This window comes from Labilibaculum manganireducens (assembly GCF_002843385.1).
Lineage (GTDB): Bacteria > Bacteroidota > Bacteroidia > Bacteroidales > Marinifilaceae > Labilibaculum > Labilibaculum manganireducens.
This window is the reverse complement of sequence record NZ_MVDE01000036.1, coordinates 20,956-44,671: the sequence shown is the minus strand read 5'-3', so window position 1 is coordinate 44,671 and position 23,716 is coordinate 20,956. Positions and strand designations below refer to the sequence as shown.

The 23,716-nt window shown below is 34.9% G+C and carries 19 protein-coding genes; 11 read left to right on the top strand and 8 right to left on the bottom strand.

What is annotated here, in order from left to right:
* Positions 1–141: 141 nt before the first annotated feature.
* On the bottom strand, positions 142–654 hold the full coding sequence (locus BZG01_RS17720; RefSeq protein WP_101311181.1) for a pyridoxamine 5'-phosphate oxidase family protein: 513 nt from the start codon (positions 652–654) through the stop codon (positions 142–144).
* Positions 655–675: 21 nt separating this feature from the next.
* Positions 676–2,631, bottom strand: a complete 1,956-nt coding sequence (gene dnaG / locus BZG01_RS17715) for a DNA primase (protein WP_101311180.1) — start codon at positions 2,629–2,631, stop codon at positions 676–678.
* A gap of 249 nt (positions 2,632–2,880) precedes the next feature.
* Here dnaG and BZG01_RS17710 point away from each other — a divergent pair, with 249 nt between their 5' ends.
* From BZG01_RS17710 to BZG01_RS17700, 3 genes are all read left to right on the top strand, one after another.
* The gene (locus tag BZG01_RS17710) at positions 2,881–3,726 is read left to right on the top strand and encodes a hypothetical protein (RefSeq protein ID WP_101311179.1); all 846 of its coding nucleotides are present in this window, start codon (positions 2,881–2,883) and stop codon (positions 3,724–3,726) included.
* Between the two features lie 108 nt (positions 3,727–3,834).
* On the top strand, positions 3,835–4,515 hold the full coding sequence (locus tag BZG01_RS17705) for an SIR2 family NAD-dependent protein deacylase (RefSeq protein ID WP_101311178.1): 681 nt from the start codon (positions 3,835–3,837) through the stop codon (positions 4,513–4,515).
* Positions 4,516–4,528: 13 nt separating this feature from the next.
* On the top strand, positions 4,529–5,050 hold the full coding sequence (locus BZG01_RS17700; protein WP_101311177.1) for a hypothetical protein: 522 nt from the start codon (positions 4,529–4,531) through the stop codon (positions 5,048–5,050).
* Positions 5,051–5,110: 60 nt separating this feature from the next.
* Here the strand turns inward: BZG01_RS17700 and BZG01_RS17695 are convergent, their stop codons facing one another.
* Positions 5,111–7,399: an inorganic phosphate transporter gene (locus BZG01_RS17695; RefSeq protein WP_101311176.1), complete on the bottom strand. Its 2,289-nt coding sequence runs from the start codon at positions 7,397–7,399 to the stop codon at positions 5,111–5,113.
* 95 nt (positions 7,400–7,494) lie between these two features.
* Positions 7,495–7,869, bottom strand: a complete 375-nt coding sequence (locus BZG01_RS17690; protein WP_101311175.1) for a methylglyoxal synthase — start codon at positions 7,867–7,869, stop codon at positions 7,495–7,497.
* A gap of 251 nt (positions 7,870–8,120) precedes the next feature.
* Between BZG01_RS17690 and BZG01_RS17685 the strand changes: the two genes are divergently transcribed.
* Positions 8,121–8,552, top strand: coding sequence for an SPOR domain-containing protein (locus BZG01_RS17685; protein ID WP_101311174.1), 432 nt, complete (start codon positions 8,121–8,123; stop codon positions 8,550–8,552).
* 19 nt (positions 8,553–8,571) lie between these two features.
* Entirely contained in the window at positions 8,572–8,991 is a 420-nt protein-coding gene (locus tag BZG01_RS17680) for an SPOR domain-containing protein (protein WP_101311173.1), read from the top strand.
* 11 nt (positions 8,992–9,002) lie between these two features.
* Here BZG01_RS17680 and BZG01_RS17675 read toward each other — a convergent pair whose 3' ends face one another.
* The 3 genes from BZG01_RS17675 to asnS all read right to left on the bottom strand — a co-directional run bounded on the left by BZG01_RS17675 (position 9,003) and on the right by asnS (position 12,953).
* Positions 9,003–9,605: a phosphatase PAP2 family protein gene (locus BZG01_RS17675; protein ID WP_101311172.1), complete on the bottom strand. Its 603-nt coding sequence runs from the start codon at positions 9,603–9,605 to the stop codon at positions 9,003–9,005.
* Positions 9,606–9,732: 127 nt separating this feature from the next.
* Positions 9,733–11,187 (bottom strand): RNA polymerase factor sigma-54, encoded by a 1,455-nt coding sequence (gene rpoN / locus BZG01_RS17670; RefSeq protein ID WP_101311186.1) that lies wholly within the window; start codon positions 11,185–11,187, stop codon positions 9,733–9,735.
* A 320-nt stretch (positions 11,188–11,507) separates the two neighbouring features.
* Positions 11,508–12,953 carry an asparagine--tRNA ligase gene (gene asnS / locus BZG01_RS17665; RefSeq protein WP_101311171.1) on the bottom strand — a complete coding sequence of 482 codons (1,446 nt, stop codon included), beginning with the start codon at positions 12,951–12,953 and terminating at the stop codon, positions 11,508–11,510.
* Positions 12,954–13,230: 277 nt separating this feature from the next.
* On the opposite strand from asnS, the gene BZG01_RS17660 reads away from it, so the two are divergent.
* A complete protein-coding gene (locus BZG01_RS17660) occupies positions 13,231–14,889 on the top strand; it encodes an AMP-binding protein (protein WP_101311170.1) in 1,659 nt (552 codons plus the stop codon).
* A 140-nt stretch (positions 14,890–15,029) separates the two neighbouring features.
* On the opposite strand, the gene BZG01_RS17655 is transcribed toward BZG01_RS17660, so the two are convergent.
* Positions 15,030–15,884, bottom strand: a complete 855-nt coding sequence (locus BZG01_RS17655; RefSeq protein WP_143470939.1) for a hypothetical protein — start codon at positions 15,882–15,884, stop codon at positions 15,030–15,032.
* Positions 15,885–16,171: 287 nt separating this feature from the next.
* On the opposite strand from BZG01_RS17655, the gene BZG01_RS17650 reads away from it, so the two are divergent.
* From BZG01_RS17650 to BZG01_RS17630, 5 genes are all read left to right on the top strand, one after another.
* Positions 16,172–16,780 (top strand): TetR/AcrR family transcriptional regulator, encoded by a 609-nt coding sequence (locus tag BZG01_RS17650; RefSeq protein ID WP_101311168.1) that lies wholly within the window; start codon positions 16,172–16,174, stop codon positions 16,778–16,780.
* A gap of 4 nt (positions 16,781–16,784) precedes the next feature.
* Positions 16,785–18,131: a TolC family protein gene (locus BZG01_RS17645; protein WP_180327378.1), complete on the top strand. Its 1,347-nt coding sequence runs from the start codon at positions 16,785–16,787 to the stop codon at positions 18,129–18,131.
* Between the two features lie 29 nt (positions 18,132–18,160).
* Positions 18,161–19,282 carry an efflux RND transporter periplasmic adaptor subunit gene (locus BZG01_RS17640; RefSeq protein ID WP_101311166.1) on the top strand — a complete coding sequence of 374 codons (1,122 nt, stop codon included), beginning with the start codon at positions 18,161–18,163 and terminating at the stop codon, positions 19,280–19,282.
* A gap of 11 nt (positions 19,283–19,293) precedes the next feature.
* Positions 19,294–22,731 (top strand): efflux RND transporter permease subunit, encoded by a 3,438-nt coding sequence (locus BZG01_RS17635; RefSeq protein WP_101311165.1) that lies wholly within the window; start codon positions 19,294–19,296, stop codon positions 22,729–22,731.
* Between the two features lie 385 nt (positions 22,732–23,116).
* Positions 23,117–23,707, top strand: coding sequence for a hypothetical protein (locus BZG01_RS17630; protein WP_101311164.1), 591 nt, complete (start codon positions 23,117–23,119; stop codon positions 23,705–23,707).
* Positions 23,708–23,716 lie beyond the last annotated feature (9 nt).

Here is a 23,716-nt window from a genome sequence, read left to right as displayed (position 1 = left end):
ATTAATTTACTTGCTGCTATATAAGAGAAGAGTAAAGCGAGGAGTAGGAACGGAAAGCCTGACCCGAATTTATGAGGGAAACGCCCTAAACAAAAAAAAAGCCTCCCCGAGATGAGAAGGCTTGCTGTATTATAGGTCTTTTTAAGATTCTTTATTGTCTCGTTTCATTTGCCAGGGGAAATTGTTGCCATGCGGCGCACCAAATTCCTTAGCGGTAATTTCGTCAATTTTCAAACGGTATACTTCTACATTACGAACGGCTGGCGTGTTGTAGGTAAATTTGTGATCTGTATAATTAGCCATGGTAATGTTCAGCGCATCAACTTTTTGATCCATATCGATAATGAACTCGATAGGGCCACGTGCCACAACACTTTTTCCTTTCATGCGGTAACTGCATGCCATGTGAACATCCTGATAAGCCAAAACTGGAGGTGTACAAAAAGTAACACATGCTTCCGGGTTCAATTTTAAACAATCTATTAGTTTTCCAAAGCCTGCTCCGTGTAAATAAATATAATTATCGTGAAAGCCAAAGTTCATAGGAATAACATATGGTTTGTTTTCCGGATCGACGACTCCCAAAAAGCAGGTATCGCATGAGTTGATAATTTCGTCGATTTGCTCTTTGGATTCAATAAATATGGTCTTCATATATATGTGTTTTATTAGATTCTATGATATGGTTCGATTTCCCAGTTCTTTTGAAATCGCATTTTTAATTTGATCGAGCACCATTTTTTGCTTCATCAGTTCCATCATTCGATCGGCATTACCGGTATCCTGAGCCTTCTGCATTTCCTGCATAACTTCCTTCATTAACAAGCGAACCTTTTTCCCTTTGTATTCATTCACCAATTTAGGAACGATCTCTTTCAGTTTCATTTCCTCTGATTCAACAACGCTTTCATTACGAGTCCACAAACCACTTAATTGATGGGGTTCACTAAGAATATCGGCAGCTAACTGATTTACTTTTTCGTTGGGAAGATCACGAAAGAAGGTTTTTGTATTGAAAGCTTCCTTTTCCATATTTTCACCGTACTGATCGAATACCAATTGATACAATGGATTGACTGATTCCAGTTCATCATTGGAGAGCTCTGTAATAATATACTGTCCAACCAACAACTGCTCCTCATTTCCTGCTTCGTCTTTCTGACTATAGAGAATTTCACTTCCAAAATTGAGCAATATTCGAATCAATGCCCGTTCCTCCAAATCGCATTCATTTGCTGAACGCAGAAATGCAGAATTCTCCGACAACTTATCTGTAGTCTGATCTTCCGGTAAATTGGATCTTTGTTCATTCTTCCAGCTATCTTCTTTTACTCTATGAATTATTTTATTGATTTCGGTATACAATACTCTTTCATCTACATTTAGTATATTACTGCACTCCCGCACATAAACTGCCCGAACAATACCGTCGGGAATTATGGCTATGGAACGCACAATATCAATAATGAGATTGGCTCTTTTTACCGGATCATCTTTTGCGTCTTTTAGAAGCAAATTGGTTTTGAAAACAATAAAATCACTCTCATTCTTCTCGATATATTCCTTTAATTCACTGGCACCCATGGTTCGTGAAAATGAATCAGGATCTTCGCCTTGCGGCAATAGTAAAACTTTTACGTTTACTTCCTGTTCCAATACTAGATCGATTCCCCGAAGTGAAGCTTTAATACCTGCGGCATCGCCATCGTATATAATGGTAATATTATTGGTGAATCTTTTTATGAGACGTATTTGGTCGGCAGTAAGAGCCGTTCCCGATGAAGCAACAACATTCTCGATTCCAGCCTGATGGAATGAAAGTACATCGGTGTATCCTTCAACTAAAAAACACTTTTCGTTCTGAACAATGGATTTCTTGGCTTGAAAAATTCCATACAAAATCCGGCTTTTGTGATATACTTCTGATTCGGGGGAATTTAAATATTTGGCTGCTTTGGCATCATTTTTAAGTATTCTACCACCAAATGCCTGAACACGGCCTGCAATTCCGTGAATCGGAAAAATAACCCTTCCGCGAAAGCGATCGAGCAATCGGTTTTCTTTTTCGATGCTTAATCCGGTTTTCACCAGATACTCCTTTTTATAACCACAATCAAGAGCATGATTCGAAAAAGCATCCCAAGCTTCTAAACAATAACCTACCTGAAACTTCTTGATAATGTCATCTCGAAATCCGCGTTCCCGCATGTATCCCATTCCTATGGCCATGCCTTGAGCATGCTCATACAAATTCTGGGTAAATGATTTTTGAGCAAAAGAATTTACAATCATCATACTCTCCCGATCATTCTTTTGTCGTTCCTGTTCGGGCGAAAGCTCTTTTTCAACAACCTCGATGTGGTATTTTTTTGCCAGATATTTTAATGCACCTACATAATCGAGATGCTCATGCTCCATAATAAAGTTCACGGAATTTCCACCTTTTCCACAACCAAAGCACTTGTAAATGCCTTTGGCAGGAGAAACGGTAAAGGATGGCGACTTTTCGTTATGAAAAGGACACAATCCCAGAAAATTAACGCCTCTTTTTTTTAGAGTCACGAAATCGGAAACTACTTCGGTAATTTCGGCTGAGTCGAAAATTCGTGCAACTGTTGACTGATCAATCATAGCAACAAAAATAGGAAACAAGATTGATAAAAATGGAAAGATCGGCAGATTTTAGAAATTCTAAATTAAACCCAATTAGAAAAACCATGCAATCATTCTCTTGAAAATTCTTCCGGGATCGAAAATAATACCAACAACAATTCGTTCTACATTTTGATGGACATAATTTTTTTGATTAAATTCAATACTTGAATTGTATTAAAACCATAAAAGAACAAGAAAATCAACACATTATCAAGATGTAAAACCATGAATAGAATCATTATAACAATCGCAATTTGTCTGGCAGGAATCCAGTCATTCTCACAAGAACACTTGCCAAGCGCATCTGACTACAATAGATTTCACAACACAAAAACACTTGTGGTTTTGGAAGATAATCTGTTTTCCGATTTTAATGACAAGATAAAAGAAGCGGTTAAACAAAACTGGACGATTACCAAGTATGAATTTATTTCGAACGCAGAATTCGAAAAACAACGATTCAATCCTAAGTATTCATTTTTAGTAACAAGTATTGTTACTTTTAATAAAGACAAAACCAAGGCCAAATACAATTTTTTAAGTCTGCTTTTGGGAGGACAGGCAAATGTTATTGGTGATATGCCTGACCTGTGTTCAATCCCATTATCGTATGTGCAGGTTGATGAAGAAAGTTACATTTATAAACTCACCTCTTTGGTTCTGTTTATGCAAAATCATATTGCACTGGTGACTAAAAATCCTGACATTATATCTGAAAACATACTGAAATACTACAATAAAAACAGTTCCGAAACTAAAGACAAAACTCTCTATTTGCTAAAGAATGAAATGAATGACGACATTAATTCCGCAGCTAAAATACGAAAGATATATTCTGGCAAAGTGAAATTGGTAGAAGCCAATGAAATTGAGGAAGCCATTCGAAATAAGAACAACGATATTATCTTTTTGCATAAAGTTGGCCCCGAAAAAACAAAAAACAAGGCCAGATGTTTTAAAATGCTTATTGGTGCCGGCGACGCAAAATTTTATTATTTCGATTACCATATGGTAAAAGGCAAGCAAACCGACAGATTTTTGGGGAGTGATTTTAAAAAGTTAGCAAAATAGATATGCTCATACTTGCTTAATTCGTTTAAAGAGATAATTGCCCGAATTGATAAATTTTGAACGATCTTATTTTATAACTAAATTGAGTCGAAAAGATCTATTTATTGTATGAAAAAATTGGTTGTGTTAAGTGGTGCCGGCATGAGTGCTGAAAGTGGTATCCGAACATTTCGAGACATGGGTGGTGTTTGGGACCAATACGATGTAATGGAAGTTGCCAGTCCGCATGCCTGGAAAAAAAATCCGCATTTAGTGCATCAATTTTACAACGAGCGCCGTAAACTGTTATTTGATTGTTTTCCCAATAAGGGACATTTGCTTATTGCGGAACTTGAAAAACATTATGAGGTTGAAATTGTTACTCAGAATGTTGATGATTTGCATGAACGAGCCGGAAGTTCAAATGTATTGCATCTTCACGGTGAGTTAAAAAAGGCAAGAAGTACAGTTGATTCTGAATTAATTTATGATCTGGATCATTGGGAACTAACTTTAAACGACACTTGTGAAAAAGGTTCACCATTGAGGCCTCATATTGTATGGTTTGGCGAAAGTGTTCCGGCAATTGGCGAAGCGGTGGCTATTGTTAGTAAAGCGGATGTTTTTGTGATTGTTGGAACGTCATTAAATGTGTATCCGGCAGCAGGTTTAATCGACTATATTCCAAATAAAACAGCTGTTTATGTCATCGATCCAAATCAGCCATTAATGCGATCAAACAGAAATATTACTTATATTAGAGAAAAGGCGAGCGTTGGAATGGAAAAACTGTTCGAACTTCTTCATTAAATACCATTGAGTTATGAAAAAACAAGTGCTGTTACTACTATTGGGAATTTTAGTTTTGACTTCTTGTAATCATTATGAATCGAAAGTACCAATATCGCCTTCGGGGAATTCTGTAATCGAAAAAAGTTTATTGGGAGAATGGATTCTTAGTTCCGAGAATAAAAAAGAAGAAGCATCGGGTTATATCGAAGTGATTCCTTTTAATGATACAGAGTACCTTGTTCAATTAAAAGAAATTGCAGACTCAACGAAGAATATTGAATCGATTATCAACATTAGAATGTTTTCGTCGGAAGTAAACGAAAATGTTTATTTTAATATGCAATTTATTGGTGCAGACAGCGATAAGGGTTTTATGATTTATCGTTACAAGCCAATTGCCGGGAATCGCTACAAAGTCTTCTTTTTATCAAAAGATCAGTTTAACAAGGTATTTCCCAACTCGAAAAGTTTTAAAGAGTATATTGAAACACATACAAAAGAATTTGAAAAATATTTTGATGTGGAAGGCATTCTCGAGCGAAAAATAAAATAAACAAAAGGGTATCCAAAAAAATCGGATACCCTTTCTATATTAATTTGAATAATAGTCTAATTACAAATCGTCATTTGTTAGATCGATCACGCCATTTGTCGTTGTAAAATCGCGGGATGCTTTCAAAAGATTTCCGGAATAAAGCACAAGGTTTTTGGTTTCATTAATAATTCCCAAATAAAGAACCGAATTTCTGGTTCCAACCTTCTCAGCCTTAATTCTTTTAATTTGCTCTTTTCTAAACTTACTTAAAGATGACAGTAAATCTTTTTGCTTTCCAAAAGCTTTTTCGATTTGATTTAAATCATAATTATTGTCATTTAACAAACGGTTTATGGTTTTGAAGAAATCCTCAAGCTTTGTTTGAATTATATTTAACTCATTGATTTGTTCAGGAACCAATGATTTATGATTGTTATCCACATAATCGAAAGCAGGCTCAGCAATAAAATTAATCGAGTGAGCAATTTCTCTTAAGTAATCAAGCAATTGAACGTAAAATGGTCCTGTTGTTATACTGTCCTCAGAAAGTTTCTGAACAACAAAAGGAACCTGATCTTTCAGTGATTTAGCTTCCTTGTCGAGCTTCCTTACTTTTTTTAGAGATTCTTTAAGAGTACCACGTTCTTCAAAAGCCAAACCGTTAACAATTTTAGCATAAACCTTAGGAATCTTAGTAGTTACAACCGACACTGCATGAGTAAGCTGTTCAAGAATCTCTCCTTTACTAATAATAGAAGCATCTTCTTCGTCAATTTCTTCGGCAGAGTCTTGCCCCTTCGATTTGCGTTTATGGAATACATGTGACCGCACAACAAATGCAACAGCTACAACTAATAAACCAATGATCGCGTATCCACCAAGCCAATTAATTAAACTTGCGAAAATAAAAGCTGCGGTAAAAGCAAAAAATGCTGTAAAAAACCAACCACCTATTACGGTAAGTACTCCTGTAATTCGGTAAACTGCAGAATCTCTGTCCCATGCTCTATCGGAAAGTGAAGAACCCATTGCAACCATAAATGTAACATAGGTTGTAGACAAAGGTAATTTTAGAGATGTACCTATAGAAATTAAGATACTTGCAACAGTAAGGTTTACCGAAGCACGAATCATATCAAAAGCAGGTACATCCTTTTTATCGATACCTGCCGGAGCTGAAGGCTTGGCAAATCGTTTTTGAATCCCCTCCTGAAACTTAACAGGTAATATACTTTTTAAGCTACTATTTGCAGACAAAGAACGTCTAACCAAAAGACGGGCAAAAAAGGATGATCCAAATTTTTCCTCGCCTTCATTCTGATTACTCAATCCTATTTCAGTTTCGGTAACTGTTCTGGCTTTTTTAGAAAACCAAAGAGTAATTGTCATTATTAAACCGGCAATAATCAACAGATAAGTCTCTGTTTTCACCTTGTCGTTTAAAATTTCCATTGTCATTCCGTAAGCATCTGTACCTGGATTGGCGATAAATGCCTGAAACGATTTGAAACCCGCCAACGGAACTCCAATAAAGTTTACCAAATCGTTACCCGCAAAAGCCATTGCCAAAGCAAAGGTTCCGACCAAAACAATTACTTTTAGGATGTTTAAACGGACAAACCACACCAAAGCCTGCAGAACTACTGTCCAACCTACAAAACAAACCAAAATAATTGTTAGTGTGTTTTCTTTTATCCAGCTAAGAGTTTCTTTCGTTATAAAAGAAGACCCCTTGGCTCCTTTTATTAAAATGAAATAGGTAATTGCAGTAATTGCAAACCCACCAAAAAGTGCTCCGAAATACTTAAATGTTTTTTCAAATTTATAAGTAAAAATCAAACGGCTAACGTACTGCACAAGAGCACCTGAGAAAAAAGCTATTACCACACTCAACAGGATACCTGTAATAATCGCCAATGCTTTTGCCGAATTAATATAACTTCCTAAGTCAAGCATTGTTTGATCAGAAGAGTTCATGATCTTTACAACGGCCACAGCCACGGCAGCACCCAGTAATTCGAATACAATCGATACGGTTGTTGAGGTTGGCAAACCTACGGTATTGTAAAAATCCAACAGAATGATATCCGTTAGCATTACCGCAATAAAAATGATCATGATTTCTGCAAAATAGAATTGGTCGGGATGAAATATCCCTTTACGGGCAACTTCCATCATTCCACTGGAAAAAGTAGCTCCAACCAAAACTCCAAGACTGGCAATCGCTAAAATCGCCCAACGCGGGGCTGCCTTGGAGCCAAATGCAGAGTTTAAGAAATTAACGGCATCATTACTAACCCCAACAATAAGGTCAGAAATAGCCAGTGCAAAAAGCACTACTACAATAATTAAGTAAAAGTTCTCCATGTTATAAGTTCGTAAATTCCCCGCAAACATACAAACACATGGAGACGCTAATATTTCACAAACATTATCTTTGTGTTAATTTAACGTTAACACTTTTATGCCTCTGATTGATTAAGTTTTACCAAATAATCTGCAGTAGCCACATTTAAGGCCATTGGCACATTATTTATTACGCATGTTCTTATTAAAGTTTGAATATCATGCTCATGTCCGTGCGGTGTTTCAGCATCAATTAAGAAAATTACTTCATCTACCTTGCCTTCCAATATCTGAGCAGCTAAAAGAATATCTCCACCATTAGGACCATGACCAAAACCTTTAACCTCAAGATCCAAAACAGAATTTAATAATTCTGATGTATTTGTAGTCCCTATTAATTTATGCTTTTTAAGCTCATCCTTATGCCTTTTTACCCAGGCAAGCATCACACTCTTCTTTTCATTGTGAGCAACCAACGCGATTGTCTTCATACATTTATTTTTTAATTGTTTTGTAATTTAATATATTTCACGAAGCATGACTTAAGAATCCTTTTTTTAATCAAAAATTCATACTTATATTAGTGTTTTGGCAAAATATTCGTGTTTTCATGAAATGACAGGAATCAAAGCCCGATTTGAATAAGGTTGATCTGACACTAATGAAATAACAAATAAACGAAGTATTATTGAAATCATTAATAAAATTGTAAATTTGTTACTATAATATTAATCCTACCCTTATGAGAAGATATATTAAAACCGTATTTATTGCTTCACTTATTCTTTCAGTTGGTGTCTCGGCCTGCAAGGATGAAAAAAAGACTCCCGTAAAAAAAGAAGTTGCTGAAAAGGTGGAGGCAAAAAAAGAATCATCAAAAACTGAAACCAAGGCAGAACCCGTAGTAGCTAAAAAGAAACTTAAACCTGTAGTTGAACAGGTTCCGAACAAATATTTTTTAATTTTAGCTAGTTTTCAAAATATGAAAAATGCGGAACGTTTGCAGCAAAAATTAACCAAGGATGGTTATAATTCTGAAATTATTGAAGCTGCAAATGGTTTTCACAGGGTTTCTTATAAAGCTTTTTCAGATCGAACTCTTGCTTTTCAGGAACTAAAATCGGCTAGAGCATCTGAGGAGCATAAAGAAAACTGGCTTTATATTAAACGATGATTTGAAACTTGAAATCGAAATGGTAAAATTTAACTTCTTTTTAATTCTTGTATTTCTTCTTTTTTCCGGATGTAAAGATAAAAAAACAATAACTCCGATTGAAAAAGGTAAGGTTGTAGAACAGACAGCAAAACGATTGATTCCTGAATTAACACCTGAACCAAACAAACCAGATCCAAAATTTACAAGTGAGCAAATTGCTGAAAACAGGAATTCTTTTGATTATCACATTGTAGCCGCCAGCTACAATAATTTTAGTCAGGCTAAAAATTTTAAAGATAAATTGTACCAAAAAGGATATCCAAGTATTGTAATGGAACAAAACGGCAAGTTCCGCGTTATAATGCAATCATTTAATAAAAAAGAAACTGCAGTAAAAGAACTGATTCGCTTACGGAAATTGAATAAAACACCGGATTTGTGGTTGTTGCACCAATAAATAATAGAATTTTATATTAGCAGCATACAAGAACAGATTGTTACTAAACCAACTATAAAACCTGCGTAAACCTGAGATGGAGTATGCAGGTTTAATTTTAACCGGGAATATGCTATTAATCCGGCAAAAATAATCCCCACCATAAATACAAGTTTTAGAGAACTGGAATAAAGTATGGTAAACGCAATTACCATTCCTAAAAAGCCCCCAATACCTGCCATATGCAAACTAATTTTCCATTTTAGTGAGATAAGAGTAACTATAAGGATAGAAATAATAGCAGCCAGTTGTAAATTAGCAACGATCCTTGTGATTGGAAATTTAAGCAACATGTAATAGCCTAAAAAGTAAAATAGTAGTGTTAATACTAAGTGAATGAGCCTTTCCTGACGTTTTTCCAAACCAATATCTGAAATGATATTCTGATTCTTCAGTAAAGGCAAAATACTTAAGGGAAGTAATACTGTTGAAATTACTACAATCATATAAATTACACGTACCAATTGATGGGGTGCAAAGTCAAGATAGGTTCCTGAATGAAATATAACAAAAACAGAAATTAATGGCATTAACATTGGGTGTGCCACTCCTGATATTATTCGAGCGAAATTCATAATAGTAGATTTAAAATGCAGAATAGAAAATGTGGAAAAAGATTACATCATTTATCCAAGCCCTTTAACAAAACAAAGGTGCAAAGATAATTGTCTTTGCACCAACTCGTTTATTCTTTAACAAAATTTATAATTCTTTTCTTAATCTGGCCACAGGAATATTTAATTGTTCCCTGTATTTAGCTACAGTACGCCTGGCTATCAGATACGATTTTTCCTTTAAAATAACGGCTAACTTATCATCAGTTAATGGCTTCTTCTTGTCCTCATTATCAATACACTCCTGTAATATCTTCTTTATCTCACGAGTCGAAACCTCTTCTCCCGAATCGGTTTGCAAACCTTCTGAGAAGAAATATTTTAAGGAAAAAATACCAAAATGAGTTTGTATGTATTTCGAATTTGATACCCGTGATATAGTTGAAATATCCAGCCCTGTTATTTCAGCAATATCTTTCAAAATCATTGGTCTGAGTTTACGTTCATCACCTTCCAGAAAATATTCCCGCTGAAAATCAATAATCGCGTTCATACTTATCAACAATGTATTTTGTCTTTGTTTAATTGCATCAATAAACCATTTTGCAGAATCAAGCTTTTGCTTCACAAACATAACAGCGTCTTTATTCTCTCGTGACTGATTTTTCTTATTGCCGGAATAATCCTCGAGCATCTCGGAATAAGCTCTGCTAATATGCAGTTCGGGAACATTTCGTGAATTCAAACTAAGCAACAAATCACCATCTTCTTCTTCCAATATAAAATCGGGAATAATAGTAGGCGATGCTTTATCTAATGGGTTATTGAATGTGCTTCCCGGTTTTGGATTTAACTTTAAAATTTCGTCAACAGCACATTTAAAATCTTCATCACTTGCGCCAACTCTCTTCTGAATTTTATCGTAGTGCTTTTTGGTAAACTCTTCAAAATTCTTTTTCAGAATCAGCTTAGCTAATTTTACATCTGGATTAAATTTCCCTTTGCGTTCAATCTGAAGAAGCAAGCACTCCTGCAAGTCGCGTGCACCAACTCCTGCCGGATCAAAATCCTGGATTACCCGTAACAATTCCACTAATTCTTCATAAGAAGTTTCAACTCCCATCGAAAAAGCCAAGTCATCCACAATACTTTCAATCTCTCTTCGCAGGTATCCGTCTTCATCAATATTTCCAATCAGATATTCCGTTAAAGCATATTTTTCTGGAGTAAGAATGCGCAATCCCAATTGTGATATCAGCAATTCATGAAAAGTTGTTCCTCCCGAAAAAGGGATTTCTTCGTGCTTGTCATCCTGCGAATAATTTTGTGCAGAAAGTTTATAAGATGGAGTATCTTCATCATTCATATAATCTTCCAAAGAAAATTCTTCCTGATCCTTGTCTTTCTCCGGAGCTTCATCAGATTGATTATCATCCTGATAATCCTCTTCATTATTTCCTTCTTCCAGAACAGGATTCTCTTCCAACTCCTTTTTAATTCGCTCTTCAAGCTGCAAAGTTGGAAGCTCCAACAATTTTATCACCTGAATTTGCTGAGGCGATAATTTCTGTAATAACTTTTGCTGTAAACTTTGCTTTAGCATACTGATTCCGTTCTTTTTTTTGAATGAAGCAAGGTACATATTCTCTTGTGAACTTACAAGAAGATCATCACTCAAGTACAATTTTCAAGCCATAAGTGGTAAGTATCAAAATCTTAAGCATAACAGGTGTACTCAAAAAGCTCAAAATAAGTAGCTTAGTTCATCGTTTTTTTTATAAATAATTCTGTCAGGCTTTGCCTTATCAGGATAAAACATCCAATAAAACCCCAAATTTCAATTTCAACATTCATAATTTAGAGCACAAAAAAACCGTACTACATATGCAATACGGTTTTCAATATCATTTGATTTTTACCCTCTTAAAACTCAGCATTTTTTGGAGTTCTTGGGAAAGGAATTACGTCGCGGATATTACCCATTCCGGTAACAAACAACATCATTCTTTCAAATCCTAATCCAAAACCACTATGAGTAGCTGTTCCGAATCTTCTGGTATCTAAATACCAATCCATATCTTCAGCAGGTATACCCATTTCTTTCATACGGGTCACCAATTTATCCAAATCTTCCTCACGCTGCGATCCTCCAATAATCTCACCAATTCCCGGGAATAGAATATCCATAGCAGCTACAGTTTTTCCATCCTCATTTTGTTTCATATAGAAAGATTTAATCTCCTTTGGATAATCAATCAAGATAACCGGTTTCATGAATTTCTTCTCTACCAGATATCTCTCATGCTCCGACTGCAGATCAGCTCCCCAACCATCAATCAAATATTGGAATTTCTTCTTTTTATTGGGCTGAGAGTTACGAAGAATATCAATTGCCTCAGTATAAGTTAAACGAACAAAGTCGTTCTCCAAAACAAATTTCAATTTCTCAATCAATTCCATTGATTGTTCATCTGCTTTTTTCCCTTTTTCCTCTTCTTTTAATCTCTTACTCAAAAATTCAAGATCTTCCATACAGTTATCCAAAGCATATTTAATCATATACTTTAAAAACTCTTCGGCCAAATCCATGTTATCGGTGATATCATAGAAAGCCATTTCAGGTTCTATCATCCAGAACTCTGCCAGATGACGGGTTGTATTTGAATTTTCAGCCCGGAATGTAGGACCAAAAGTATAAATTTCTCCCAAAGCCATTGCTCCCAATTCACCTTCCAACTGACCGGAAACTGTAAGATTCGTTTCCTTCCCGAAGAAATCTTCCTTATAATTAATGCTTCCATCCTCGTTTAAAGGTGGATTTTTAGCATCCAAAGTACTTACTCTAAACATTTCACCGGCACCTTCAGCATCCGAACCTGTAATAAGCGGCGTATGCATATAGAAAAAGCCTTTTTTATTAAAGAATTCGTGCACCGCAAAAGCCATTGCATGGCGAATACGGAAAACCGCACTAAATGTACTGGTACGAAAACGTAAATGCGCTTTTTCTCTCAAAAATTCCAAAGAATGTTTCTTTGGTTGAAGTGGGTATTTTTCGGGGTCGGCAACACCTAAAACCTCAATTTTTGTAGCAGAAATCTCAACACTTTGTCCGCTTCCCTGCGATGCGATAACCTCTCCAACAACAGAAATTGCTGCCCCGGTAGAAATTTTCTTTAATAAATCCTCATTAAAATTTGGAACATCAACAACGATCTGAAGATTATTAATAGTAGAACCATCATTTAAAGCGATAAAATTAATTTGCTTATTTCCACGCTTGGTTCTAACCCAACCTTTCACATTTACTTCACTGCCAACTTCATTTGAAATCAACAGCTTTTTGATCTTAATTCTTTTCTGTTCCATTTTATATTACTGGTTAATGAGATAATAAGTTTACAAAAATATAAAATTGGATTCAATTATGGTCTTATTAAGTAAATAATCAGTCAAAATCGTAAGACAAACTGGATATTTATTCTCTTAATAAACTGAAATACCTTTTTTTTTCAACAATAAGGCAGTTGTGCAAACGATTGATTTAATGACACTTATTTATATCACAAAGGAATTTAATACAAGTATGATTATGATTTTTTGTCAAGATTAGTATCTTTAAGGCCTTCAAATAATCAGTAAGTATATGATTGAGAATAAGTTAATCGAAAAGATTCGAAAAACCATACATAAAAACTGGGAGCAACCAGCATTTACCAATTACCAAAAAGACACCTTAACTTATCAGGAAGTTGCTCAAAGAATACATTGGATGCATCTTCTTTTTAAAGAGTTAGGAATAAAAAAAGGAGACAAAATTGCAGTTATTGGTCGTAATTTAAACAATTGGGCCGTTACTTATTTGGGAACCATAACTTATGGAGCTGTAATTGTACCCATTCTCCCCGATTTTAATTCCAGCGATATTCATCACATTGTTAACCATTCCGAATCTACATTACTTTTTACGACCGAAAATATTTTCAATAAAATTGATGATTCAAAAATTGAAAAACTGAAAGGTATTATTTCATTGGAGGATTATAACGTTTTTTGTTCATCGTGCGACAAATTGAAAAAATCAGTTGAAAAAGCCAATGCAGAATCACTAAAAAATAGGGTTGATAAAAACAAACTGGATTACGCCAATCCTAAAGATGAAGATATTGCAGTTTTATCGTATACATCAGGAACATCCGGATTTTCGAAAGGAGTAATGCTGGCCTATGAGTCTCTGTATTCGAATATACAAATCGGCTTCGATTATATGGATTTCCGTCCTCAGGACAAGATCGTTTCATTTTTGCCATTGGCACATGTATTCGGCTGTATGTTCGAATTCCTCACCGAATTCTGTTGTGGTTGTCATGTTATATTTCTCTCAAGAGTGCCAACTCCTCAAATAATAACCAAAGCCTTTCAGGAAGTACAACCTCGGTTAATCTGTTTGGTTCCTCTTATAATGGAGAAAATCTATAAAAAAAGAATATTGCCTGTATTGGAAAGCAGAAGAGTGAAACTGATGCTTAAGATTCCATTACTGGAAAAGAAAATTTACAAAAAGATTCGAAATTCACTCACAGAAACCTTTGGCGGGAAATTTATCGAAGTGATTATTGGAGGCGCGGCCTTAAGCAAAGAAGTGGAAGATTTTCTTCTAAAAATAGAATTTCCATTTTCTGTTGGTTACGGAATGACGGAGTGTGGTCCATTAATTAGTTATAGTCCAAACAGTAAATTTCGTGCACATTCCTGTGGGAAAGTAGTTGATCGCATGCAGGTTAGAATCAAATCTGACGATCCGTTTAATATTGTTGGTGAAATTCAGGTGAAGGGCTCCAACGTAATGAAAGGCTACTACAAAAATTCTGAAGCGACAAAAGAAGCTCTTGATAAGGACGGTTGGTTGGGAACAGGTGATCTTGGAATCATTGATAAAGACGATAACATATACATCAAAGGCAGATGTAAGAATATGCTGCTTGGTCCATCCGGACAGAATATCTATCCGGAAGAAATTGAAGCATGCTTAAATAATATGCCGTTTATTCAGGAATCAATTGTTACTGATGATAAAGATCACAAGCTAATTGCACTGATCTATCCGGATTACGAAGCTTGTGATGCGGAAGGATTAAACAAAGACGAAATTGAAGAGGCACTTAATAAAGACAAGCAAATTTTAAACAAAAGCTTTCCTGCCTATATGAAAATATCACGGGTCATAGTATTTCCCGAGGAATTTAAAAAAACTCCCAAAAGAAATATAAAAAGATATTTGTACACTAGTTTGTATCACGAATAAAAATAGAAGAGGGTGTCCAAAAAGTTCAATCTTATTGTCATTCTGAGCCTGTCGAAGAATCTTTACTTTGAAAAACAGATGTTTCGACTTCGCTCAACATGACGTTTTCAAGTGAAACTTTACTTTTTGGACACCCTCTTCTATTTTTTAAATAAACCATTCTGAAGACGGGTTGTATGATTCAATTTAAAGACAAAATCGATAACCGGCATCGCTAAAAACTGAGACCCGTAATTGGTGTTCAGGTAGTATAATTTATACCCTCCCGAAACAGAAAATTTACTATCGCGGTGCCAATGAATTTTCCCCTGACTCTCAGCAGCCCATTCGCCATTAAAATCGATAGAATAATAATCTGCATTGATCGAAAAGTTAAAATTCCGGTAAACATTCCCATCCAATTCTACTCCTGCAAAATAAAGCTTTTGGCTGTTGTAATAGGATGCTGTTCTGTGATATAAAAAATGATAATCGAGCAATGGCAACTGAGAGTCTCCTGATGTTAACGAAAAATCAAAACCAAGCCTTCCTGTAAGTACTAAATCGGGAAGTTTAATAAAACAATCTTTAGGCTGGGGATTAATTATATGACTAACAATTAATTCATTTCTAAAGGTAAAAATATGCGGAACTACTGCCGACTTAGGGATTTGATCTTGAAATCCACTACTTCGTGCCCATTTAAGACCAAGCGTTGGATAATACAAGCTGTGTTGGGTCGAAACAATTGTGTTTTGTCCGAACCATTCATGTTTTACTCCAATATTAGGAGCAAATGGAAATAGTAATAACTGAGAATTAATTTCCGTTTTGGGATAATTCCCATATCTGCTTACAGCCAATGCACTTAGATGTATTTCCCCCGAGGGAACCACTTTAGCTCCCCGTTCAGTCCAACTGCTGAAATAATCAATACGTTCTCCTCCAACCAAGGAAACTTGTGCGATACTGTTACCAGCAATAAACAACAAAAAAAATCCTATTAAATTTTTCATACAAATCATCTTTCCTTTAATAACCACAAAATTCACGTTTTAGTATTTAGTTCACAAATACAAAGAGTCCTTCCTGTAAAATAGCTTGTCTCAATCCTTTTACCGATAAAATATGAAGAGTTACCTAATAAGTTGATCTGAAATAAAACAAGATCTATATTTTTATTGTTGCAATATTAAACCTATAAAATTAAAATGACTTTAGTGTTAACAAGATTTAATCATCAAAAGGAAACTTTTAATACAAAAAAAGTTTCTGCAGTTTTTTATTGATTTATATTTGCATAATGAATGAGCAAAAAATAAATATCATTACTGCCAGCTGGACATTATTTTTCCAATATGGTATAAAAAGCATAAGTATGGATGACATTGCTTCAAAAATGGGCATGTCTAAAAAAACATTGTACAATTATTTCACCAACAAAAATGAATTAATAAATGAAGCCTGCGAATGGGATATTAAGAATCCTCAGTTTTCCTTTAAATCTGATCAAATAATCAATTTAAACGCACTCGACCAGTATTTTGAGTTTTTTAGTTTTATTAACGAAAAAATTCTTAAAAAATGTGATTCTCTGGACTATGATCTAAAAAAATACTACCCGGAGATTTGGAATAATTTTAAAGATGAAAAGATTAAACTATTTCAACGAGAATTACTTTATAATCTGCAAAAGGGAATTGACGAAGGCTTATACCGACCGGAATTAAATATTGATTTCATTAGTAAGAATTTGGTTGGGTTCTACTTGAATCTTGGTACAACCGAATATCAGGTTTTTTCAATGGAAGAAGTATTTAATATTGATATCCACCGAGAATTGACACTCTATCATCTTTATGGTATTTGTACAAATAAAGGAATTGAATATTTTAAAAATAAATTTAAATAATACAATGAAAAACATCCTACCAGCATTAATGGTGATTTTTATTGGACTCGGTACTCCCGCAAAAGCACAAACTGAATCCAACTTAAAACTTACCTTAGCCGAAGCACAACAGTATGCTTTGGAGAATTCGTACTCGGTAAAAGCAACCGAATATGATTTACAAGTGGCCAGAAAAAAGGTTTGGGAAACAATTGCAGATGGTTTGCCTCAAATTGACGCAGCTCTTGATTACAACAATAATCTAAATTTATCTGTTTCCTTGCTTCCTTCTGAATTTTTTGGAGGCACACCAGGAACTTATACTCCAATTAAATTTGGTCAGCGATATACCAGCTCTGCTTCAGTTAGTGTTAGTCAGAAAATTTTCGACGGATCTTACATTGTTGGAACCATGGCTGCCAAAGTTTTTGTACAACTTTCTCAGAATCAAAAAGAGAAATCAGAAATTGAGATTAAAAATACTGTGTCTCAAGCCTACTTTACCGTTTTGGTTGCCGAAGAAAATTACAAAACCGTTCAGGAAAATCTCGAAATTAATCAGAAACTCCTAACCGAAACTGATGCGTATCACCAAAATGGTTTTAGAGAAGAATTGGATGTAGATCAAATTCGCCTGATGCTCAATACAAATAAAAATCAATTAGCAGATGCCAAAAGAGCTATTCAAACCTCCCTAATTATATTAAAATTTGGCTTAGGGATCGAAATTGATGAAAAAATTGAGTTGACCAATAGCCTGGAAGAACTGGTTGATCCTATTAGAACAGAATCGCCTGTAATTTCGAATTTTAATATGTCTGATCATATTGATTTCAGAATTATTGAAACCCAATTAAAAGCGCAGGAATTGATTATAAAAAATGAAAAAGCGGCTTATTTACCAACTATTTCGGCCTTTTACAACTATGGTAAAAACACCAGTTCAGATTATACCAATGTATTCAGATCTGATGTTCCCTGGTTTAAATCATCAGTTCTTGGATTTCAATTAAAAATGCCGATTTTTTCGGCAGGCCAAAAGCGTTCAAAAATTAAGCAAGAGAAAATCAATTTTATGAAGCTGGAAAATCAACAGGAAATGACTCAACAAAATCTTAAAATGGATGTAACTCTATCCTTTACCAACTTGTTGAATGCTCAGGAAAAATACGAAAATGATATCGAAGGCTTAAAAATTGCCAAACGAATTTTCGATAGAACACAAATCAAATTTAAGGAAGGAATATCTACAAGTACAGAATTATCTGAAAATGAAAAACAGTACCTGGATTCGCATTCCGCATATATTAATTCAACACTCTCGCTTTTAAATTCGAAAATTGCCTTTGAAAAAGCCTTGGGTAAAATGTAATACTAACATCCTACAAAAAACATTATTAAATGAAGAACTTACTTATAGCCTGTATTATTCCATTACTTTTTGCCTGTTCTGCAAAAAACTCGGAAAAAAATGAGAACAAATCTGAACAATTAAAACAGTATAAATCAGAACTTTCTATTTTGAAAACCAAAATAGCAGATTTGGAAAATGAAATTCGAAGTACAAATAACGAAGAAGAAACGATAAATGTGATTGTTGAAAAATTAGCGACATCAAAATTTGAACATTATATACAAGTAACCGGTAATGTGGAAGCCGATAAAAACATAACGATAACTCCGGAAACTGCCGGGAATATTATTTCTGTTGATGTAAGTGAAGGACAGCATGTGAACAAAGGTGATATTTTAGGAAAATTGAATACATCTCAAATTCAGCAGCAAATTGACGAAGTAAAAACCAATCTTGCACTAAACACAACAATCTTCGAAAGACAGGAGCGTTTATGGAACCAAAAGATTGGTTCTGAAATAGAATACTTGCAGGCAAAAGCGGATAAAGAAGGATTCGAACGCAAACTGGAAGGTTTGGAAGCTCAAAAAGATATGGCAATTATCATGGCTCCCTTTAGTGGTATTGTTGATGAAATACATCAGAAAAAAGGCGAATTGGCAGGACCTTCTATTCCATTTGCTCAATTGGTTAATATTGATAAAGTCTATGTTGAAGGTGATGTGTCTGAATCATTCTTAAATTTTATTAAAGCAGGAGAAGCTGTAGAACTGGATTTCCCGGCTATTAATTACCAGACCAAAGCAAATATCTACCGCACATCAAATGTAATTGATCCTGCAAACAGAAGTTTTAAAATTCGAATCAACCTTAACAATCCAAAACACATGATCAAGCCAAATTTGATTTCGGTAATGAAAATCAAAGATTATGAAGTTCAGGATGCCATGGTTGTTCCTTCAATCATTATTAAAAAAGATTTTGAAGGAAACTACCTTTACATAGCTAAAAAAGAGGGGAAAAACCTTGTGGCCAGAAAAACATATGTAACTGTTTCCAAAACCTACAACAATGTTTCGATGATTGATTCTGGTCTTTCGCTAGGTGACCAAATTATAACAGATGGGTTTTCTCAAGTTGTGAACGGATCGCTGATTAGCACCAAATAATTTCAAATAAAATGGATAAAATCAAAGATACAAGCTCTGCCGAAGAAAATCAAAGGCAGTTTAAACCAACATTCGGAGCATTAAAGAATAAGAATTCCATTTTTATTCTAACTGCAATTCTCTGCATGTTTGGTTGGTTTTCGTACCAAAGTATGCCTCGGGAATATTTTCCTGAAGTAGTGATTCCGAACATTTTAATTTCAACTCCTTATCCGGGAAACTCTCCGGTTGATATCGAGAATCTGATAACCAGACCCATCGAAAAGGAGTTAAAATCCTTAAAAGGAGTTAAGAAAATGTCTTCAGCCTCCTATCAGGATATGAGTTTGATTGTTGTTGAGTTTAACACTGATGTAGATGTAAAACAAGCTCTTCAGGATACAAAAGACAAAGTAGACAAATCTTTAAGTGAATTGCCTGATGATTTGGATACGGATCCAATTGTTGAAGACATAGATTTTGCTGATTTTCCAATCCTAAACATTAACCTTTCGGGCGATTTTGGATTGAACGAATTAAAACAATTTGCAGAAGATCTTCAAGATAAGTTTGAAGCCTTACCTGAAGTCTCTGAGGCTGATATTAAAGGGGTTGATGAAAGAGAGATTAAGATCAATGCTGATTTGCACAAAATGGAAGCAAACGGTGTTTCCTTTCAAGATATTGAGACTGCCATTGGCGATGAAAATGTTACAGTGAGTGCAGGTACATTAATCACTGATAATACCCGGCGAAGCATTCGAACCAGTGCTGATTACACCAACATGCAGCAAATCGAAAATACCATTGTAAAAGTTACCAATGGTAAAGTGGTTTATCTTAAGGATGTTGCCGAAATTGAAGATGGATATGAAGAACTTTCTTCCATTTCAAGATTGAATAACAATCCCGTAGTTTCCCTCTCAATTTCTAAAAAATCCGGTGAAAACCTTTTGGCTGCAACCGATGAAATCTATAAAATTATCTCGAAAGAGAAAGAGTTGGGGAATTTGCCACGAGGATTGCTGGTAACGGTTACCGATGATACATCAGAAGATGTTCGTGGTCAGGTTAGCGACCTTGAAAATTCCATTATTATGGGAATGTTATTGGTTATCCTGATTCTTTATTTATTTATGGGATTGCGCAACGCACTCTTCTCAGGTTTAGCAATTCCTATGTCGATGTTTATCTCGTTTATTATTCTCAATCAAATGGGATACACGGTAAATCAGATGATTCTGTTTTCATTGATTTTGGCATTGGGAATGCTTGTTGATAATGCAATTGTTGTGGTCGAAAACGTATATCGTCTGCATGAAGAAGGCCTTTCGAAACTAGAAGCAACCAAACAAGGAGTGAGTGAAATTGCAGGGCCGATTATTTCATCAACAGCAACAACCCTTGCCGCCTTTTTCCCATTATTGCTTTGGGGTGGAATCATGGGTGAGTTTATGAAATACCTGCCTATTACCTTAATCATCGTACTATCTTCATCGCTGTTTGTAGCATTAATTCTAAATCCTGTATTTACGGCTAGTTTTGTAAAAATCGATAATATTTCGAAAAAGATTGACGCAAAAAAGTACCTTATTATTTCAGGATCTTTCCTAATTGCCTCACTTCCATTCTACGTATCCAAAGCATTTGGAATGCTCGATACTTATATCATGGCGAATCTTTTGGCATGCATGGGCTTACTAATCGTAACAAATCTAGTGGTGCTAAAACCTTTTGCACGTTGGTTTCAGTTAAAATTTCTGGTTGCACTCGAAAACTCGTATGAAAGAACCCTGAGGTATGCACTTAAAGGTATTCGTCCCTTACTTTTCTTTCTTGGAACTTTTGTTTTAATGATTGTATCCATCATGTTTTATTTTGGAACCAAGCCTTTAGTCGTTTTCTTTCCGGATAACGATCCCAAGTCTGTTTACGTTACCATGGAACTTCCATTGGGAACTGATATTCACAAATCGAACGAAATTTCAGTTGAGGTTGAGAAAATTGTAAAGAAAACAATGGAACCCTATAAAGATATCATTCGTTCCATTTCAACCAATGTAGGTTCAGGTAAAGGCGGCATGTTTGAAGGCTCCCGTTCAGCAAATAAATCATTAACAAGTATTTCGTTTGTTGAATACAAACAAAGAGGTGGAGTTAGTACTTCCGAATTAATGAAGAAACTAACTGCAAATTTTAAAGGTTTTGTCGGTGCTAAAATATTTGTAGAAAAAAATTCTGAAGGTCCCCCTGTTGGACATCCAATCAATATTGAGGTTTCAGGTGATGATTTTGAACAATTACTAATTCAGGCAAATCGTATCAAACAGAAACTAGATGACGAAAGAATTGCCGGTATTGAAGAATTGAAACTCGATTTGGATCAGGGAAAACCAGAAATGCTGATCAATATCGACCGCGATAAGGTACGACGCTTTGGTTTATCAACTAATCAGGTAGCACGTGCACTCCGTAATTCCTTATATGGTCTGGAAGTATCCAAATTTAAAGATGGCGAAGATGAATATGACATTATGCTCCGTCTGGCAGATAAATACCGATATGACGTTCCCTCTCTTATGAACCAGAAAATTAATGTAATGAGTCCGGTAAGTAACCAAATGGTTCAGATTCCAATATCGGCTGTTACAAGCTACAACTATGGTTCAACTTATGAAAGAATTAATCGAATTGATAACACACGTGTTGTTACAATTTACTCGAACGTAGAAGAAGGGTTTAATGCCAATGAAATAAATGCTAAAATAAGGGAAGTTTTAGCCGATTCCGAAATGCCAAAAGGATACACTCACAAGTTAACCGGAGAACAAGAAGAACAGGATGAAACATCAGCATTTTTAACTCAGGCTTTATTAATTGCCCTTGCTTTAATTACCCTTATATTGGTTACGCAATTTAATTCGGCAGTTAAGCCGCTGATTATAATGATTACCGTACTCTTTAGTACTATCGGTGTATTCCTTGGTTTAGGTATTTTCAATATGCCATTCGTCATCTTAATGACAGGAATCGGTATTATCTCATTGGCCGGAATTGTTGTAAACAACGGAATTGTGCTTGTTGATTACATTGACTTGCTGCGAAAACGCAAAATAGAGACCATTGACAAAAGCCAACGCAAATATTTAACTTCTGCCGAAGAAGTTGATTGTATCGCAAAAGCAGGTAAAACCAGATTACGTCCGGTTATGCTAACAGCAATCACAACAGTTCTTGGTCTGTTCCCTCTTGCCGTAGGTATGAATTTCGATTTCTTTACTTTGTTTAGTGAATTCGATCCGCAATTATCATTCGGCAGCGATAGTACTGCATTTTGGGGACCTATGTCGTGGACTGTTATTTTCGGACTTAGTTTTGCAACTTTTTTAACATTAATTATTGCGCCGGTCATGTTCCGCCTTTCAACTCAAATTGAACATCGTTTATACGATATGTTTTCTAAAAAATAGTTTATTTTATTCATCCAATTAAAGCTGGCCAAAGGGTCAGCTTTTTTTTTATAAAATATCATATGCTCGTACTGTTTAATTGAAGATAACTAATATTTCATTTATGCATCAAAATCAAGATTGAATAACCAAAAGAAAATGATACAAATTACGACCTGTAAACATAATCTGAAAAGGTCTGATTCTATTGATTTTACTGAGAAATTTATAAAAACTTAAAATCATTTTTTAGTCTCGGAAAACAGTCTGTTTGTCCAACAAAAACATGGATAAATAAAAACGGACATTCTTGTTTTGTGTAAGAACATAATAATTCGTAAATTTTTCATTACAAACTTGTTACAGACATTCGACTATAGTAACCATCTTTATAATAATACTACTCATGGAAATCACTTCAATGATATTACAGATTTTAAGCTTGGCGGCACTCGCTTTCTTAATTTCCTTTTTAATCCAGGAAAGGAGAAATACCACAAGGGATTCTGGTGAGATTGAAATAAAAAATGAATTGAGCGGATCTCTTACTTCTGCAAATAATTCTAACGAAAAACGCGAGGAATTTTTACGGATTAATGCATTTTTCATGAAAATATTGTGCGAAAAGAAAAGTAAAAGTAATTTTAAAAAACTACAGAAAGAATTTTTAGAATTAGGAACTAAATTGTATTATTTAGCTTCAGAACGAACCATCAAGAAATTTTTGGAATTTAAATCTTTAAGTTCATTTGTTGAAGGGACTGTTCACGAACACAAAATAGCCTTATTATGGTTTGCCGAGTTTAATTTGTTGCTAAGAAGTGACCTGGGTCTTGAAACATCTCCTGAACTAATTAAAGACTACCTTAATATCGTCCTTACCTATTGGGATGAAGAAGAAATGGAAAAAGAAGAATTGGATGATCTGAAATCTCAACTTGCCGATTCAATAGATAACTACTTTAGTGTATTTAATGTCGGAACATCATTAAATTAAAAAAGTGCC

Coding starts and splice junctions, on each gene's coding strand:
- BZG01_RS17720 (WP_101311181.1), bottom strand. CDS start 654: ATGAAGACCATATTTATTGAATCCAAAGAGCAAATCGACGAAATTATC.
- dnaG (WP_101311180.1), bottom strand. CDS start 2,631: ATGATTGATCAGTCAACAGTTGCACGAATTTTCGACTCAGCCGAAATT.
- BZG01_RS17710 (WP_101311179.1), top strand. CDS start 2,881: ATGAATAGAATCATTATAACAATCGCAATTTGTCTGGCAGGAATCCAG.
- BZG01_RS17705 (WP_101311178.1), top strand. CDS start 3,835: ATGAAAAAATTGGTTGTGTTAAGTGGTGCCGGCATGAGTGCTGAAAGT.
- BZG01_RS17700 (WP_101311177.1), top strand. CDS start 4,529: ATGAAAAAACAAGTGCTGTTACTACTATTGGGAATTTTAGTTTTGACT.
- BZG01_RS17695 (WP_101311176.1), bottom strand. CDS start 7,399: ATGGAGAACTTTTACTTAATTATTGTAGTAGTGCTTTTTGCACTGGCT.
- BZG01_RS17690 (WP_101311175.1), bottom strand. CDS start 7,869: ATGAAGACAATCGCGTTGGTTGCTCACAATGAAAAGAAGAGTGTGATG.
- BZG01_RS17685 (WP_101311174.1), top strand. CDS start 8,121: ATGAGAAGATATATTAAAACCGTATTTATTGCTTCACTTATTCTTTCA.
- BZG01_RS17680 (WP_101311173.1), top strand. CDS start 8,572: ATGGTAAAATTTAACTTCTTTTTAATTCTTGTATTTCTTCTTTTTTCC.
- BZG01_RS17675 (WP_101311172.1), bottom strand. CDS start 9,605: ATGAATTTCGCTCGAATAATATCAGGAGTGGCACACCCAATGTTAATG.
- rpoN (WP_101311186.1), bottom strand. CDS start 11,187: ATGCTAAAGCAAAGTTTACAGCAAAAGTTATTACAGAAATTATCGCCT.
- asnS (WP_101311171.1), bottom strand. CDS start 12,953: ATGGAACAGAAAAGAATTAAGATCAAAAAGCTGTTGATTTCAAATGAA.
- BZG01_RS17660 (WP_101311170.1), top strand. CDS start 13,231: ATGATTGAGAATAAGTTAATCGAAAAGATTCGAAAAACCATACATAAA.
- BZG01_RS17655 (WP_143470939.1), bottom strand. CDS start 15,884: ATGAAAAATTTAATAGGATTTTTTTTGTTGTTTATTGCTGGTAACAGT.
- BZG01_RS17650 (WP_101311168.1), top strand. CDS start 16,172: ATGAATGAGCAAAAAATAAATATCATTACTGCCAGCTGGACATTATTT.
- BZG01_RS17645 (WP_180327378.1), top strand. CDS start 16,785: ATGAAAAACATCCTACCAGCATTAATGGTGATTTTTATTGGACTCGGT.
- BZG01_RS17640 (WP_101311166.1), top strand. CDS start 18,161: ATGAAGAACTTACTTATAGCCTGTATTATTCCATTACTTTTTGCCTGT.
- BZG01_RS17635 (WP_101311165.1), top strand. CDS start 19,294: ATGGATAAAATCAAAGATACAAGCTCTGCCGAAGAAAATCAAAGGCAG.
- BZG01_RS17630 (WP_101311164.1), top strand. CDS start 23,117: ATGGAAATCACTTCAATGATATTACAGATTTTAAGCTTGGCGGCACTC.